This is a genomic window from Streptomyces curacoi (assembly GCF_001513975.1).
In the GTDB taxonomy this organism is placed as follows: domain Bacteria; phylum Actinomycetota; class Actinomycetes; order Streptomycetales; family Streptomycetaceae; genus Streptomyces; species Streptomyces curacoi.
Genome location: NZ_KQ947995.1, coordinates 1 through 15,063, shown reverse-complemented (window position 1 = coordinate 15,063; position 15,063 = coordinate 1). Strand labels below are relative to the sequence as shown.

Here is a 15,063-nt window from a genome sequence, read left to right as displayed (position 1 = left end):
GGCCGGCCGGTCCCTCAGCGAATCTCCAGGATCTTCTCCCGCATCGCATACACCACGGCCTCCATCCTGGAGTGCAGCTGCAGCTTCTCCAGGATGTTGCGCACATGGTTCTTCACGGTGTTCTCGGAGATGAACAACTCCTTGGCGATATCGCGGTTGTTCATCCCCGTGGCGACGAGCTTGAGGACCTCCAGCTCACGGTCCGTCAGCCGCGGCGCGGGCACCAGCCGGCGCTCGTCCGTCCGCTGGATCATCGACTTGAACTCGGTCAGCAGCTTCGACGCCATCGACGGGCTGATCTGCGACTGACCGTCGGCCACCGCGCGGATGGCGGTGGCCACCTCGTCAGTAGAGATCTCCTTGAGGAGATACCCGGTCGCACCCGCCTTGATCGCGTCGTAGAGGTCGGCCTCCTCGTCGCTGATCGTCAGCATGATGATCTTCGCGCTGGGGGCCACCTCCTTGATGGAGGTGCAGGCCTCGATCCCGCCCCGCTTGGGCATGCGTACGTCCATCAGGACGATGTCCGGCAGCAGGTCAGCGGCCTTGTCGACAGCCTCCGCGCCGTCGCCCGCCTCGCCCACCACCTGGATGTCCTCCTCGGCGGCGAGCACGATCTCCAGTCCACGGCGGAACAGGGCGTGGTCGTCGACGACGAGGACTCTGATCGGCTCCTTGCGTGGAGAGCCCGCGTCAGGGCCCATGCCGACGACATCGCCGTCGGCATCCTCGTCCCGCATCGGTCCGAAGCTGTCCGCCATCGTTCCTCCCCCTGAAGGCTGTGGCTGGTCATCTGCCGTCGCCAACCCAAGGCAGCGGCCCACCGGTTGGGCCGGTGCGGCCATGATTTCATGCCCGGCTGACACCGCGGTGACGTGCAGGGCGCGAAGTGGTCGCACACCGGTGCCCCTGGGGGCGCACACGCGCTCCAGGGGCACCGGCTCAGCTGTCAGCCGGGTTGGTCAGCCGCCCAGCGTGCCACCAGCCGCGGGAGCCTGCGCCTGGGCGACCATCGGGTCCGTGCTGAGGTGGATGACGCCGTAGTCGTAGGCGTGCCGCCGGTAGACGACACTCGGTTCCTTGGTCTCGGAGTCGATGAACAGGTAGAAGTCGTGCCCGACCAGCTCCATCTCGTAGAGGGCCTGGTCGAGAGTCATCGGGGAGGCGACATGCGTCTTCTCGCGGACGACGAGGGGTCCTTCGCCCTTCACTTCCAGCGAGCCGATCTTCTTGGTGGGAATTCCCTCCGGCTCTTCTTCCTGGAAGGTGTGCCCGTTGCCATTGAGCGTCGCCGCGCCCGGAACGTGGTCGGGGACCTCGGCCGCCGAGATTCGGCGTGCGCCTCGGCGCGAGAAACGCTTGTCGTGCTGCTTGCGCAGCCGGGCATCCAGCTTCTCCGCCGCGAGGTCGAGCGCCGCATACGGATCGCTGGCCGCTGCCTCCGCCCGGATCACCGGACCGCGGGAGCGGAGCGTGATCTCCACTCGATCACTGCGGTCGGCCTGTCGGGGGTTGGGCTCCTTGGACACCTCGACGTCGAGGCTGATCACCTTGGCATCGAGCCTCTGGATCTTCTCCAGCTTCAGCTTCTCGGCCACGTGCTTGCGGAACCGCTCGGGCACCTCGGTCTTGCGGCCCTTGACGACGATGTCCACGCAGAACTCCGTTCCCGGATCGCTCCGCTCCATCGGCGGAGCATCTCCCTTTTGCACCAGGCTCCGGTGAACCCCGGAACCTCGGACTCGGTGACTTCCACCTCCTCCTCCCCCATGGGCAAGATCTCCACCCCATCGCCGCGGGTGATTGCCGAAAACCCGCAGCACGGCATTCGGATATGAGAGGGCTGGCCTGCGCCTTTCCCTCACAACCGAACATATCTCGCCCGGACGGATGTCGTCACCCTCTACTGCGGCGTACCTCCGTTCCGGTGAATTGCCCCTCTCGTTACCTGCAACGATGCAAGTTCGCAGTCAGTTCCGGTTTATTTCGAAAGAATCCGGCGACGCAGCGACCACCGCCGCGCAGACCACGTCACCAGCTGGTCCGGCGCCCCCGATTCCCGGCACCTCACGCGTCCGCCGCACGACTCCCTCCCTCGATCCAGCCCTCCGTTCCCCTGTGCTTTCCCGACTTCCCGTCAGGTACACAGCGGTTGTCCCGTCACCACCCGCACCGGACTCCGCAGTCACCCATCCATACGCGTCCACCTCCCCGACCGTTCTGCCGTACACCGCTGACTGCACCGCCCTGTGGGGACCCTCACCCGCCGGGCTGCAGGGTCCCGCCCCCGCCGCCAAGGCCGCTCGCACCGCCCGCGCCGCCTCCGCCAGGGACGCGCCCGTCGTCATCAGGTCGTCGACGAGCACGACCGGACCGCCGGCGAGCAGCCGGGCCCCGCCGGGAGCCACGGTCAGCGCGTCCGCGAGATTGTCGAGCCGCTGCCGGGAGTTGAGCCCCGACTGATCGGCCACCGCCCGCCGCTGCCGCAGCACGGCGAGCACACGCGCCGGCGTACCGCCCCGCCGCAGTTCACCCGCGGCCGCGAGCGCGATCCGCCGGGCCGGATCGTGCCCCCGTGCCCGCACCGCCCCACGCGCGGACGGAACGGGTACGAGCAGCACAGGCGCACCGACGCCCCAGAACCGCGGCCCCGACCCGTCGGCCGACACCCGGTACCCCCGGGGCCGCACAGCCCGCCCGGACGCCCCACCGCCCTGCGCACCGGCCTCCCGAAGCCCCGCCCGCACGGCCCCCGCCAGAGCCGTCCCGAGTGGCGCCGTGAGCGCAAGCGCGCCGCGTTCCTTGTGGGCCAGCAGCACCGCCCGCACCTCGTCCGCATACCGGGCCGCCGCGTGCACCTCTGGCAGCCCCGGCGGCTGAGGCACCGGCCGCACCCGGCTCGGTGCGGTCCCGCTCAGGACGGCACGGCACCCCGGGCAGAGCACCGTGCGAGGCCTCCCGCAGCCTCCGCACTCGGCCGGCAGCACCAGGTCGGTCAGGTCCTGCCACCACCCCCGCATGCCCACCACTGTGCCAAGGCCCGCGCCGACGGACCACCCCTGTGGATAACGCCCTGTGGAAAACTCCGGCCCCTGCGCGGACGTCCTTTCCGCCCCGGGGCCGGCACCCCGAGTCCCATCCCAAAAAAAGGCCTCACAGAGACCCCACAGAGGCCACGGAGCCCCCAGAGGACCACAGAACCCACAGAGGCCCCAAAGAGGCCCCAAACAGACAGCGACCGCCCCCAGCCGGAGTCTCCCCCAGCCAGGAAGCGGCCGCCCACTCTCAGTCCTCGAACCTCAACGGCCCGCCCCGGACAGGCTCACCCCGGATAGACCGGCGCCGTGCCGTCCGTCACCACCTTCTGCCACTGCGCCCCGGGCGACAGCCGTACGATCCCGTCCTCCGAGTAGCCGACCAGCGGCAGCCCCACGTCCTCGGACGCGGTGATCTCCTTGACCCCGCTCAGGGCCGCGGGCGCCGGTCCCTCCGGTGTGGAGCCGTCGACCTGCACATACCGCATCGTCTGCACGCCGCCCTGCTCACGCCCGACCACCACGAGCCGGCTGTCACCGGCCCACGACATGGCCGTGACCTCCTCCAACTCAGGCGTCGCGGAGCGCAGTTCGTGCACCGAGACGACCGAACGTTCCTCCGCCTTGCCGTCCTCGCTCCGTTCGATCCGCCCGATGAGCAGCGAGGACTTGTCGCCCTGCTTCACCACGAGCGCGATCCGCACCCCGTCGGCGGCCACCCGCACGGACTCGATGCGGCCCTGCAACCCCGGCGTCTTCACCACCAGCGGGTCGCCGACGCCCTCCTTCAGCAGCAGCAACCGAGGGTTGCGGGGATCACGGTCGGCCACCCACAGGTCGCCCTGGGCGTCCCAGCTGGGCGCCGACAGCCGCTCCTCCGGGGTCCGGCCGGCGCTGGTCAGTTCGGGGTCCCCGAGTGGACCGCCGGCCACCAGCGCGCCGACGTACAGCTCCTTGCCGTCGGTGCCGACCCCGGCAGCCATGTCCTCATCCCGCGACACGGCCACCGAATGCAGCTCCCTCTCACCCTCGCCGAGGGCACCCGGCACGGGATCGGGCTTCGTGTCGTTGATGGCGGCCGCCAGCCGTACGAGCCGGTGCTTGTCGTCGAGGAAGTACAGATGCTCGGCGCCCTGCACCGAGCCGCGCGCGGCGACGTCCTCCGCCCCCGCCTCGGTGAGCGCGCACAACTGCCTGCCGCCCGCCCGCAGAGCGACCTCGTCCACCGTGGGGGTGAGGTTCTGCAGGGTGAACAGGAGCTGGGCCGCCATCTCGTTGCACTTGACCGGCCCGACCCGGGCCGCCTTGTCGTTCAACGGCACGGTCAGCCTGTTCTGATCGTCCGGCGTCAACGAGTCGTCCTTCTTCAGCGCCGTACCAGTGGGGAAGCTCGATCTGACCGCCCGGTCGAGCCAGCTGGTGGGCCCCTTGAGCAGGGAGCGCACCATCTCCGTCAGGGGATCCACGTTCCTGCGCACATAGACGGGATCGGCGACGGCCGCGGTGTGCGGGGAGGTCCCGAGTGTGGTGTTCGTGGCGAAGTAGTACTTGTCGACGGACATGTAGTTGCGCTGGAAGTCCGACTTGCCCATGACGACGCCGCGCGGCGGCACGTCGATGCGCCACTGCCTGGTCTTCTTGTCCCGGGTGAGGTGCATCGTCTCGCTGTAGTCCCCGCTGGCCGGCGAGTACGACTGCTGCGCGTCGACCGTGGCGACCTTGGTACCGGTCAGCGTGTACGAGAGGTTGTCGCTCTCCTCCCGGCCCCCCACCCGGTCGGGCTCGGCGCCCGGTCCGTCGGCGAGCACCGTCGTGGACAGCAAGGGCCGCCACTTGGCCGACGCCTCCGTGGTCAGGTACTTGCGCGCTATCTCGTAGTTCGGATCGTCGCTGGTCAGTGCCTCCAGGAAGCCCGACACGATCTCCGAGGACGAAGCGTCCTCATGCGGCGGCATGGCGAAAACCCGCACCTGAGTGTCCTGGCGCGGCGTGGACTCGACGCCCCGCAGATCGCCACTGTCAGGCATCGAGGCACACCCCGCCAGCAGTACGACGCCACAGGCGGCGTACGCCACCGCGCGCCCCGGCCCGCGCCGGGCGCCCCCTTCGCGCTCAGCGCCCACGAAATGCCTCCCCCTGCTTGTTCGACTCCTCGGCCTGCCCGGCCTGCTCGCCCGACGGCTCTTCCGCGGCGGGCGTGTCGTCCTGCCGCGCGCCCGAGGCGGGCCGGGGGACCACACGCGCGCCGTTGCCGGGCAGGGCCGTCGGATCGGCCTTGGGCGTGACCGCGGCCAGCCGCGTGGCGAACGGATCCCTCGACTGCATCGAAGGCACCTGGTCACCCGTGGACTGGGACGGCACCGTCGCGGCCCTCTCACCGCCGCCGCACGGCAGACCGGCGTCATCGAGTCCACGATTGCGTCGCGAGTCCTTGGGCTCCAGCGGTATCGGCGAGCCCCGCAGCGGCTCGTCCGCCGTGCGCGGCAGCGTCAGCCGGAACTGCGAACCGCCACCCGGTTCGCCCCACGCCTGCAGCCAGCCGCCGTGCAGTCGCGCGTCCTCCAAGGCGATGGACAGACCCAGACCCGTACCGCCGGTGGTACGCGCGCGTGCCGGGTCGGCCCGCCAGAAGCGGCTGAAGACACGGGTCGCCTCGCCGGGCTTGAGCCCGACACCGTAGTCGCGCACCGCGACCGCGACCGCCCCGCCCGCCGCGGCGAGCTTCACGACGACGTCCCTGCCCTCACCGTGCTCGACGGCGTTGACGACGAGGTTGCGCAGCACGCGCTCGACGCGCCGGGCGTCGGCCTCGGCGACGATGGGCTGCTGGTCGCCGACCACGCGTATTTGTGTGCCCTTGCGCTCGGCGAGCGGCTCGGCCCCGCTGACCACACGCCGCACGACCTCCCTGAGGTCGATCGGCTCCGCCTCCAGCGCCGCCGCGCCCGCGTCGAACCGGCTGATCTCCAGCAGGTCGGCGAGCAGCGACTCGAACCGGTCCAGCTGGTCGGCGAGCAGCTCCGCCGACCGCGCGGTGACCGGGTCGAAGTCCTCCCGCGCCTCATGGATGACGTCGGCGGCCATGCGTACGGTCGTCAGCGGCGTCCGCAACTCGTGCGACACGTCCGACACGAACCGCCGCTGCATCCGCGACAGGTCCTCCAGCTGCTGGATCTTCAGCTGGAGGTTCTGCGCCATCTTGTTGAAGGCCTCCCCGAGCCGCGCGATGTCGTCCTCGCCGGTGACCTTCATCCGCTCCTGCAAGCGCCCCGCCGACAGCCGTTCGGCGATCCCCGCCGCCATCCGCACCGGCGTGACGACCTGGCGCACCACGAGCCAGGCGATGGCCCCGAGCAGTACGACGACGAAGAGCCCGGCGGTGGCGAGCGTCCCCTTGACCAGGCTCAGCGACTTCTCCTCCTGGGTGAGCGGGAAGAGGTAGTAGAGCTGGTACAGGTCGCCGTTGGGGTCGCTGACCTGCTTGCCGATGACCAGCGCCGGCTGGGACTCCTTGTGCTCGCTGGGCTGGTAGACGATGCGGGTATAGCTCTGGAACGCCCCCGTGGAGCCACCGATCCGCTCACGCAGGGCCTCGGGCACGCTCGCCGTCGGGTCCACACCGCCGGAGGCCCGCCGCCCACGCCCACTGGTGTCATCGCCCGTGGAGGCGGGAAGCGTCACCACCTCGAAGGCACCCTGCCCACCGCTGGAGAGCGAGGAGACGAGGTCACTCATCCACGGGATGACGTTCTGCTCGGAACGCTCGTCCCCCGTCGCACCGTCGTCGGCGGTCCCGGCGGCCGCCTGGTCGGCCCGCTGCTTGGCCACCGAGAACCCGCCGGTGGCCTGACTCTGCGAGGCCTTCACCTTGGCGTCCAGCAGGCCGTTGCGCACCTGCCCGATGACGACGAAGCCCAGCAGGAGCACGACGCCGAGCGACATCACCAGCGTCGTGACGACGACCCTGAGCTGGATGTTGCGCCGCCACAGCCGCATGACGGGCAGCAACGGCCGGCGCACCCAGCGCAGGACCAGGCGGAGAACCGGGCTGCCCTGGACTCCGCCCTGCAGCAGCCCGCCCTCGAGGAACCGTCCCCAGCGGGAGCCCGCCCGCTTCCGGCCGACAGGCCGCTCCGGACGGGCCCCGGTCCGACCGGGGGCCGCAGCGGCACTGTCCCCGGACATGTCAGCTCGGCCCTGCCTTGTAGCCGACGCCACGGACCGTCACGACGATCTCCGGCCGCTCGGGGTCCTTCTCGACCTTGGAACGCAGCCGCTGCACATGCACATTGACCAGACGGGTGTCGGCCGCGTGCCGATAGCCCCACACCTGCTCCAGGAGCACCTCACGGGTGAACACCTGCCACGGCTTACGGGCCAGCGCGACCAGCAGGTCGAACTCCAGCGGCGTCAGCGCGATCGACTGCCCCTCCCGCTTCACGGAGTGCCCGGCCACGTCGATGACGAGGTCACCGATGGCGAGCTGCTCGGGCGCCGGCTCCTCCGACCTCCTGAGCCGCGCACGGATCCGGGCCACCAGCTCCTTCGGCTTGAACGGCTTCACGATGTAGTCGTCGGCGCCGGACTCCAGGCCCACGACGACATCGACGGTGTCGCTCTTGGCCGTCAGCATCACGATCGGCACCCCGGACTCGGCCCTGATCAGACGGCACACCTCGATGCCGTCCCGCCCGGGCAGCATCAGGTCGAGCAGCACCAGGTCGGGCTTGGACTCCCGGAATGCGGCCAGCGCCTTGTCGCCGTCGGCTACGAAAGACGGCTCAAAACCTTCACCACGCAGCACAATGCCGAGCATCTCGGCCAGTGCGGTGTCGTCGTCGACGACAAGGACTCGTCCCTTCATAAACGACATCATCCCATTCTCATAACAGTGGCGAAGGCAGTGGTGAGGTACGTCACCGGCCAGTGACCTTAGTCGTAGGCAGTCGCCACTGTCTGCCCTCATGTACATCACAGGGCGTGACTTTTGGGCAGGTCTGCCCCGCTCTGCCACTGGCCGGCTCCGCTTCTACCTCACCAGGTCTGCGCCACCTCCCGCGACCTGGCACACAGCTCGGCCAGCGCCTCGGCGGTCACAGGAGACACCGCCCCCTCCTCAGTGACGATCGCCGTCACCAGCTCGGGCGGCGTCACATCGAAGGCCGGGTTGTACGCCTGGGTCCCCAGGGGCGCCATCGGAATCCCGCCTCCCGGTTCCGCTCCGGCCACCGGCACCTGCGGCGGTGCGATCTCGGTCACCTCGAACCCGGGACGCTGCTCGACCTCGATGGCCGCCCCGTCCGGCGTGTCCGGATCCACCGTCGTCAGCGGTGCCACCACGATGAACGGCACATGGTGGTAGCGCGCGAGCACCGCGAGCGGATAGCTCCCCACCTTGTTCGCCACCGAACCGTCGGCCGCGATGCGGTCCGCCCCGATCAGCACCGCGTCCACCTCGCCGGCAGCGAACAGCGAGCCCGCCGCGTTGTCCGTGAGCAAGGTGTACGCCATGCCGCTGCGCGCCGCCTCGTAAGCCGTGAGGCGAGCCCCCTGCAGCAGCGGCCGCGTCTCGTCCACCCACAGCCGCCTGAGCCGCCCCACCCGGTGCGCCGCGAGCGCCACCGCGAACGCCGTGCCCTCCCCGCCCGACACCAGCGACCCGGTGTTGCAGTGCGTGAGGATGCGGTGCCCACCGCCGGGCAACAGCTCGTCCAGCAGCGCCAGCCCCCGCTCCGCCATCCGGGCGCTGGCCTCGGCATCCTCCTTGTGCAACGCCCGCGCCGCCCCCAGCGCCGCAGCTGCGGCCCGCTCGACGTCCCCGCTCCCGGCCAGCTCGGCCCGGTACGCGGACTGAGCCCTGCGCACCCCGACCGCCAGGTTCACCGCGGTGGGCCGGGCGCCGGCCAGCGATTCCGCGGCGTCGTCCACGTCGTAGCCGCGCGCGGCGGCGAGCGCGACGCCGTACGCCCCGGCGATGCCGAGCAACGGAGCCCCCCGCACGGCGAGCGAACGGATCGCCTCCACCAGCACGGGCGCGTCCGTACAGACCAGCTCGACCTCCTCGGCCGGCAGCCTCGTTTGGTCGAGAAGGACCAGTACTGGGCCTTCGGGTGGTTCCTCCCATCGGATCGCCGGTATCTCGATCGGCCTGCTGTCCTCGCCGGATTGCGCGTACTGATCAGCCATGCGATCAGTCTGCCCCGTGTACGGCGGACAATTGAAGGTGTGCAGCCCATACCGCGGCCGGTACCTCGCCGACCTCCCCATGGCACGATGGCTGCCAACCTGCCGCCGCGACCGCGGACGGGCACCGTGAAGGAGCGACGATGAAAGACACTCCGGGCTGGGCCTCGCCCGGATCCGCCCCGTCCGACGGACAGGAACCCGGCGCGTCCGGCCCTGCCGAGCCCGCGGACCGTCCCGAGCCCGCGCAGGAGCCGGGACCGGACGCACAGGGCTCCGGCCCGAAGTGGTCCAAGGAGCAGCCGCCCGCCGGCCAGTGGTCCGCGCCGACGGGAGCACAGGCCCCCGGCCAGGCCCCGCCGCCCCCGCCGCCCGGCCCGGGCTGGGGACCTCGTCCTCCCGCCGGCCCAGGCGGATACGGCGGCGGCCAGCCGGGCTACGGCGCCCCGGGCGGACACGGCGCCTGGGGAGGCGGCTGGGGTGGCCCCCCGCCCGCTGCCAAACCCGGCGTGATCCCGCTGCGCCCCCTCGGCGTCGGCGAGATCCTCGACGGCGCGGTCTCCACCATGCGCACCCACTGGCGCACGGTCCTGGGCATCTCGCTGACCGTCGCGATCGTGACGGAGATCGTCGTCATCCTCCTCCAGGGCCTCGTCCTGAACGACCGCACCAGCACCGAGGCCCTCAACGACCCGAGCGCCACCCTGAGCGAACTGGCCCGCGCCACACGCGACGCCCTGCTCAGCTCCAGCGTGCTCCTCCTGATCTCGGTGATCGGCGCGATCGCCGCGACCGCCCTGTTGACGACGGTCACCAGCCGCGCGGTGCTCGGCAAGTCGGTGACCACCGGCGAGGCCTGGCGCGACGCCCGCCCTCAGGTGCTGCGGCTCTTCGGCCTGCTCTTCCTGCTGCTGCTCATGATCTTCGGCCTTGTCTTCGTGGGTGCCCTGCCCGGCATCCTCGTGGCCGCCACGGGCGCCGGTGAAGCGGGCGCGGCACTGGCCGTGCTGGGCAGCATCGGCACCGGCGTCGTCGCCCTGTGGCTGTGGTTCCGCTTCTCCCTCGCCTCGCCCGCGCTGATGCTGGAGAAGCAGGGCATCGTGAAGGCGCTGAGCCGTTCCGCGAAGCTGGTCCGGGGCTCCTGGTGGCGCGTCTTCGGCATTCAGCTGCTGGCCACGATCATCGCCAACGTCGTCGCGGCGATCGTCGTCATCCCCTTCACCTTCCTCGCCGGCGCACTCAGCGGCGACGGCGCCACCAGCTTCCTCAACGGCACCACCGACCTCGGCTGGACGTTCCTCATCGTCAGCGGCGTCGGCTCGGTGATCGGCTCCATGATCACCTTCCCGATCACGGCCGGCGTCACCGTCCTGCTCTACATCGACCAGCGCATCCGCCGCGAGGCCCTCGACCTCGAACTGGCCCGCGCAGCCGGCGTCCAGGGCTACGGCACCGACACCCCGGGGAGCTGAACCGGTGAGCCTGGCGGGGGGAGTTCTCACAACGGCGTCAGCACTGCCGGACGCCGCCGCACGCGCGGTACTGCGCGCCGGCGACACAGCCGTACTGTCGCTGTCGCGCTCCGGCGACACCTCCGTACTCTCACTGCTGACACGCTCGGACGACGAGCCACCGCTGACCACCCCGCGTGACCCCGCGCGCGAAGCGGCCCGGCGCGAGCTGTCCAAGCGCATGTACCACGAGCACGAACCCAGCTGGTTCCAACGCGCCCTGGACACCTTCTGGGACTGGGTCGAGGACCTGTTCAGCAGCGCCTCGACCGTGGCACCCGGCGGAACACTCGGCCTGGTCGTCGTCGTCCTGGTCGTCCTCGCGGTCGTCGGCGCCCTGTGGTGGCGCCTCGGCACCCCCCGCCGCCGGCCCACCTCCTCCGCCGCCCTGTTCGACGACCGCCCCCGCAGTGCCGCCGAACACCGAGCCGCCGCCGAAGCCCACGCCGCCCAGGGCCACTGGAACCAGGCCGTCCAGGAACGCATGCGCGCCATCGTCCGCTCCCTCGAGGAACGCGCGCTTCTCGACGTCCGTCCCGGCCGCACCGCGGACGAGGCCGCCGCCGAAGCAGGCCGCTCACTGCCCTCCCACACGGACCGGCTGCGCGCCGCCGCCCGGGACTTCGACGACGTGACATACGGCGGGCGGACCGCGACCCAGCAGGCGTACAAACGCATCACGGAACTCGACAGCGACCTGGAGAGCACCAAGCCACAGCTCGCGAGCAGCGCCCCCAGCACGGCCCCCAACACCCGCCAGGGAGCCGCCGGATGACCACCGAGGACACGCTCCCGTCCACCTCGGCCTCGCCCACCGCACGCCAGGTGTGGACCCGCACGCGAGGCATCGCCCTCGCCTTCGTACTCCTGCTGGCGGCGGCAGTGGCCATCGCCACGATCCGTTCCGACGCCCAGCACGGCACCCTCGACCCACGCGCCGCCGACCCCAAAGGCAGCCGGGCGGTCGCCGAACTCCTCGCCGATCGAGGCGTCGACACACGGGTGGTCACCACCCTGGACGAGGCACGCGCCGCTGCCACGCCGGACACCACACTCCTGGTCGCCGTCCCCGACCTGCTGACCCAGCGTCAACAGACTCGGCTGCGCTCGGCCACCGCAGGCTCCGACGGCCGTACCGTCCTCGTCGCCCCCGGCAGCTCGTCCGTGGAAAGGCTCATCCCCGGGGTCACCGCGGACCCCGCCACCAGCCTCGAATCCGAGCTCGCCCCCGACTGCGCCCTGCCCGCCGCCCAGCGCGCCGGCACCGCCGACCTGGGCGGCATCCGCTACACCACCACCCACCTCGACGCCGACCAGTGCTACCCCAGCGAGCGCCTGGCCACCCTGCTGCGCGTCCCGGAGACCAGCGGGGACGGCGACACCATCGTCCTCGGCGCGCCCGACATCCTCTACAACGACCACCTCGACGAGCAGGGCAACGCCTCGCTCGCCCTCCAACTCCTCGGCTCCCGCCCCCATCTGGTCTGGTACCTCCCCTCGCTCTCCGACACGTCGGCCGCCGACGCGGACGGCGAACGCAGCTTCTTCGACCTGCTCCCCTCGGGCTGGCTCTGGGGCACCCTGCAGCTCTTCATCGCCGCAGCCCTGGCCGCCCTCTGGCGGGCACGCCGACTCGGCCCCCTGGTGCCCGAAAAACTCCCCGTGGCGATCCGCGCCTCCGAAACCGTCGAAGGCCGCGCCCGCCTCTACCGCAAGGCCAACGCCCGCGACCGCGCGGCCGCCGCTCTTCGCTCCACCACCCGCACGCGCCTCGCCCCCCTCGTAGGTGTCCCCGTCTCCCAGGCGCACGCGCCCGAGGCCCTGCTCCCCGCTCTGTCCGCCCATCTCCACAACCACGGAGACGGACAGACCCTGCACGCTCTCCTCTTCGGCCCGCCGCCCAGCGACGACACGGCCCTCATCGCCCTCGCCGACCAACTCGACGCCCTCGAAAGAGAGGTACGCCGTCCATGATGGACCCGACCACTGACAACGCCGGGAACACCGGGGACCCGGGCACCGCCCGCGCCTCCCTGGAGGCCCTGCGCGCCGAGATCGCCAAAGCCGTGGTCGGCCAGGACCCCGCCGTGACCGGCCTCGTCGTCGCCCTCCTCTGCCGCGGCCACGTCCTCCTCGAGGGAGTCCCCGGCGTGGCCAAGACACTCCTCGTCCGTGCCCTGGCCTCCGCGCTCGAACTCGACACCAAGCGCGTCCAGTTCACCCCCGACCTGATGCCGAGCGACGTGACGGGCTCCCTCGTCTACGACACCCGCACCGCCGAGTTCTCCTTCCAGCCCGGCCCGGTCTTCACCAACCTCCTCCTCGCCGACGAGATCAACCGCACCCCGCCGAAGACCCAGTCGTCCCTGCTGGAGGCCATGGAGGAACGCCAGGTCACGGTCGACGGCATCCCCCGCCCCCTCCCCGAGCCGTTCCTGGTCGCCGCGACCCAGAACCCGGTGGAATACGAGGGCACATATCCCCTCCCCGAAGCCCAGCTGGACCGTTTCCTCCTCAAACTCACGATCCCCCTCCCCTCCCGCCAGGACGAGATCAACGTCCTCACCCGCCACGCCGAGGGCTTCAACCCTCGCGACCTGCGCGCCGCCGGCGTACGCCCGGTAGCGGGCCCAGCAGACCTGGAGGCGGCACGCGCAGCGGTGGCCAAGACGACGGTCTCCCCGGAGATCACGGCCTACGTGGTCGACATCTGCCGAGCCACCCGGGAATCGCCGTCCCTGACCCTGGGCGTCTCCCCACGCGGCGCCACGGCCCTCCTGGCCACCGCCCGCGCATGGGCCTGGCTGACGGGCCGCGACTACGTCATCCCCGACGACGTGAAGGCACTGGCCCTCCCCACCCTCCGCCACCGCGTACAACTCCGCCCGGAGGCCGAGATGGAAGGCGTCACGGCCGACTCCGTCATCAACGCGATCCTCGCCCACGTCCCCGTCCCCCGCTGATGGCACTCACCGGACGCGCCGCACTTCTCGCGGCCCTAGGCTCCCTCCCCGTAGGCATCTGGGACCCCAGCTGGACAGGCATCCTCGCGGTCAACGCACCCTTGGCAGCCGCCTGCGCCTGCGATTTCGCACTCGCGGCACCCGTACGACGCCTGGGCCTGACCCGCTCCGGTGACACCTCGGCACGCCTGGGCGAGACGGCCGACGTCACCCTTACGATCACCAACCCGTCCAGCCGCCCGCTCCGCGCCCACCTCCGCGACGCCTGGCCCCCCAGCAGCTGGCAGCCGGGCACGGAGACGGCGGCCTCCCGCCATCGCGTAACGGTCCCCGCCGGCGAACGCCGCCGCATCACAACCCGCCTACGGCCCACCCGGCGCGGCGACCGCCAGGCCGACCGTGTGACGATTCGCTCGTACGGTCCCCTAGGCCTCTTCTCCCGCCAGGGCACCCACAAAGTCCCCTGGGCGGTACGCGTCCTGCCCCCCTTCACGAGCCGCAAGCACCTACCGTCGAAACTGGCCCGCCTGCGCGAGCTCGACGGCCGCACCAGCGTCCTCACCCGCGGCGAAGGCACAGAATTCGACAGCCTGCGCGAGTACGTCCCCGGCGACGACACCCGCTCCATCGACTGGCGCGCTACGGCCCGACAGTCCGCGGTCGCGGTACGCACCTGGCGCCCCGAACGCGACCGCCACATCCTCCTCGTCCTGGACACCGGCCGCACCTCGGCAGGACGCGTCGGCGACGCTCCCCGCCTCGACGCCTCCATGGACGCGGCCTTGCTTCTCGCCGCCCTCGCCTCCCGAGCCGGCGACCGTGTGGATCTCCTCGCCTACGACCGCCGAGTACGCGCCCTCGTCCAGGGCCGCGCAGCCGGCGACGTCCTCCCGTCCCTGGTCAACGCGATGGCCACACTAGAACCCGAACTGATCGAAACGGACGCCCGCGGCCTCACAGCAACGGCTCTCCGCACGGCACCCCGCCACTCCCTGATCGTGCTGCTCACGACACTCGACGCGGCCCCGATCGAGGAGGGCCTGCTGCCCGTACTGTCTCAGCTCACCCAGCGCCACACAGTTCTGCTGGCATCAGTGGCGGACCCCCACATCGCACGCATGGCCACCGCACGCGGAAACACGGACGCCGTGTACGAGGCCGCAGCCGCATCCCAGGCCCAGAGCGAACGCCACCGCACAGCGGAACAACTCCGCCGTCACGGCGTTACGGTCGTCGACGCGCCCCCGGAGGAACTCGCACCCGCACTGGCAGACGCGTATCTGGCTCTCAAGACAGCAGGGCGACTGTGATCAGGGACCGTGAATGAATCGAAGTCGATAACGATAAAAGGGCTCTCCTCGGAGAGCCCTC

Annotated in this window: 12 protein-coding genes; 5 read left to right on the top strand and 7 right to left on the bottom strand. The window is 71.1% G+C overall.

Features of this window, described 5'->3' with window-relative positions; all coding sequences use genetic code 11:
* Nucleotides 1–14 precede the first annotated feature (14 nt).
* The 7 genes from AQI70_RS32650 to mtnA form a co-directional block, all read right to left on the bottom strand.
* Nucleotides 15–761, bottom strand: coding sequence for a response regulator (locus tag AQI70_RS32650; protein ID WP_062156068.1), 747 nt, complete (start codon nucleotides 759–761; stop codon nucleotides 15–17).
* Between the two features lie 201 nt (nucleotides 762–962).
* Nucleotides 963–1,655, bottom strand: a complete 693-nt coding sequence (gene hpf / locus AQI70_RS32645) for a ribosome hibernation-promoting factor, HPF/YfiA family (protein WP_374195845.1) — start codon at nucleotides 1,653–1,655, stop codon at nucleotides 963–965.
* 315 nt (nucleotides 1,656–1,970) lie between these two features.
* A complete protein-coding gene (locus AQI70_RS32640) occupies nucleotides 1,971–3,020 on the bottom strand; it encodes a ComF family protein (RefSeq protein ID WP_062156210.1) in 1,050 nt (349 codons plus the stop codon).
* A 302-nt stretch (nucleotides 3,021–3,322) separates the two neighbouring features.
* On the bottom strand, nucleotides 3,323–5,158 hold the full coding sequence (locus AQI70_RS32635; protein ID WP_062156066.1) for an LpqB family beta-propeller domain-containing protein: 1,836 nt from the start codon (nucleotides 5,156–5,158) through the stop codon (nucleotides 3,323–3,325).
* Nucleotides 5,148–7,220, bottom strand: a complete 2,073-nt coding sequence (gene mtrB, locus AQI70_RS32630; protein WP_062156065.1) for an MtrAB system histidine kinase MtrB — start codon at nucleotides 7,218–7,220, stop codon at nucleotides 5,148–5,150. Before mtrB ends, AQI70_RS32635 begins: the two co-directional genes overlap by 11 nt.
* A 1-nt stretch (nucleotide 7,221) precedes the next feature.
* On the bottom strand, nucleotides 7,222–7,911 hold the full coding sequence (gene mtrA / locus AQI70_RS32625; protein ID WP_016438163.1) for a two-component system response regulator MtrA: 690 nt from the start codon (nucleotides 7,909–7,911) through the stop codon (nucleotides 7,222–7,224).
* 158 nt (nucleotides 7,912–8,069) lie between these two features.
* The gene (gene mtnA, locus AQI70_RS32620) at nucleotides 8,070–9,221 is read right to left on the bottom strand and encodes an S-methyl-5-thioribose-1-phosphate isomerase (protein ID WP_062156064.1); all 1,152 of its coding nucleotides are present in this window, start codon (nucleotides 9,219–9,221) and stop codon (nucleotides 8,070–8,072) included.
* Nucleotides 9,222–9,361: 140 nt separating this feature from the next.
* Between mtnA and AQI70_RS32615 the strand changes: the two genes are divergently transcribed.
* The 5 genes from AQI70_RS32615 to AQI70_RS32595 are packed head-to-tail and all read left to right on the top strand — an operon-like array spanning nucleotide 9,362 to nucleotide 15,002.
* Complete coding sequence (locus AQI70_RS32615; protein ID WP_062156063.1) at nucleotides 9,362–10,690, top strand: DUF7847 domain-containing protein; 1,329 nt, start codon at nucleotides 9,362–9,364, stop codon at nucleotides 10,688–10,690.
* Between the two features lie 4 nt (nucleotides 10,691–10,694).
* The gene (locus tag AQI70_RS32610; RefSeq protein ID WP_062156062.1) at nucleotides 10,695–11,504 is read left to right on the top strand and encodes a DUF4129 domain-containing protein; all 810 of its coding nucleotides are present in this window, start codon (nucleotides 10,695–10,697) and stop codon (nucleotides 11,502–11,504) included.
* On the top strand, nucleotides 11,501–12,703 hold the full coding sequence (locus AQI70_RS32605; protein WP_062156061.1) for a DUF4350 domain-containing protein: 1,203 nt from the start codon (nucleotides 11,501–11,503) through the stop codon (nucleotides 12,701–12,703). The genes AQI70_RS32610 and AQI70_RS32605 overlap by 4 nt, the downstream gene beginning before the upstream one ends.
* A complete protein-coding gene (locus tag AQI70_RS32600; RefSeq protein ID WP_107117130.1) occupies nucleotides 12,703–13,692 on the top strand; it encodes an AAA family ATPase in 990 nt (329 codons plus the stop codon). Before AQI70_RS32605 ends, AQI70_RS32600 begins: the two co-directional genes overlap by 1 nt.
* Nucleotides 13,692–15,002, top strand: a complete 1,311-nt coding sequence (locus AQI70_RS32595) for a DUF58 domain-containing protein (protein WP_062156059.1) — start codon at nucleotides 13,692–13,694, stop codon at nucleotides 15,000–15,002. The genes AQI70_RS32600 and AQI70_RS32595 overlap by 1 nt, the downstream gene beginning before the upstream one ends.
* Nucleotides 15,003–15,063: the final 61 nt, after the last annotated feature.

Excerpts from the sequence above, each read along its gene's own strand:
- AQI70_RS32650 (WP_062156068.1), bottom strand. The coding sequence starts at position 761 with ATGGCGGACAGCTTCGGACCGATGCGGGACGAGGATGCCGACGGCGAT.
- AQI70_RS32640 (WP_062156210.1), bottom strand. The coding sequence starts at position 3,020 with ATGCGGGGGTGGTGGCAGGACCTGACCGACCTGGTGCTGCCGGCCGAG.
- mtrB (WP_062156065.1), bottom strand. The coding sequence starts at position 7,220 with ATGTCCGGGGACAGTGCCGCTGCGGCCCCCGGTCGGACCGGGGCCCGT.
- mtrA (WP_016438163.1), bottom strand. The coding sequence starts at position 7,911 with ATGATGTCGTTTATGAAGGGACGAGTCCTTGTCGTCGACGACGACACC.
- mtnA (WP_062156064.1), bottom strand. The coding sequence starts at position 9,221 with ATGGCTGATCAGTACGCGCAATCCGGCGAGGACAGCAGGCCGATCGAG.
- AQI70_RS32615 (WP_062156063.1), top strand. The coding sequence starts at position 9,362 with ATGAAAGACACTCCGGGCTGGGCCTCGCCCGGATCCGCCCCGTCCGAC.
- AQI70_RS32605 (WP_062156061.1), top strand. The coding sequence starts at position 11,501 with ATGACCACCGAGGACACGCTCCCGTCCACCTCGGCCTCGCCCACCGCA.
- AQI70_RS32600 (WP_107117130.1), top strand. The coding sequence starts at position 12,703 with ATGGACCCGACCACTGACAACGCCGGGAACACCGGGGACCCGGGCACC.
- AQI70_RS32595 (WP_062156059.1), top strand. The coding sequence starts at position 13,692 with ATGGCACTCACCGGACGCGCCGCACTTCTCGCGGCCCTAGGCTCCCTC.